The following is a 657-nucleotide window of genomic DNA, read 5'->3' as shown; positions in this document are numbered from 1 at the left end:
AAGCAATACCGCGTGACCATTGACGGCGACGCGCACAATTTCAACTACCGCACCGACGTGTTCGCCGATGCCGACCTCGCCAAGGCCTGGAAGGACGGCGGCGGTGAAGGCGAGTGGGGCGTGCCGAAGACCTGGCAGCAGGTGCAGGCGGTGACCAAATTCCTCAAGGGCAAGAAATTCAAGGGCCAGGACGTCTATGGCTATCTCGATGCGCCAAAGCCCTGGGGCGGTTTCGGCTTCTACTTCCTTGGCAGCCGCGCCACCGCCTATGCCAAGCATCCTGACGACAAGGCCTGGCTGTTCGACGCCGACACGATGAAGCCGCGCATCAACAACCCGGCCTGGGTGCGCGCCATCCAGGACGTCATCGACGCGTTGCCGTCCGAACCCGCCGACCAGATCAATGCCGATCCGAACACGACTGCCTTCCAGCAGTTCCTGGCCGGCACCGGCTCGATGATCCCCTGGTGGGGTGACGTCGGCTCCAACGTCAAGACCAACGACTCGTCGGTCATTGGCGACGTCACCGGCTTCTCGATCCTGCCGGGCTCGGACGACGTCTACAATTCCAAGACCGGCAAGTGGGACAAGCTCGCCAGCGGCCCGAACTATGCGCCGAACTGCGCCTATCTCGGCTGGGGCGTCTATGTCATGGCC

At 63.2% G+C, this 657-nt stretch carries 1 pseudogene; it reads left to right on the top strand.

What is annotated here, in order from left to right:
• Positions 1–657 (top strand): annotated as a pseudogene (locus EN935_RS39085) (sugar ABC transporter substrate-binding protein); the annotation flags it as partial.

It is taken from the genome of Mesorhizobium sp. M7D.F.Ca.US.004.03.1.1 (genome assembly GCF_003998635.1).
Classification (GTDB): Bacteria; Pseudomonadota; Alphaproteobacteria; order Rhizobiales; family Rhizobiaceae; genus Mesorhizobium; species Mesorhizobium loti.
This window is presented reverse-complemented; position numbering and strand designations above follow the sequence as displayed.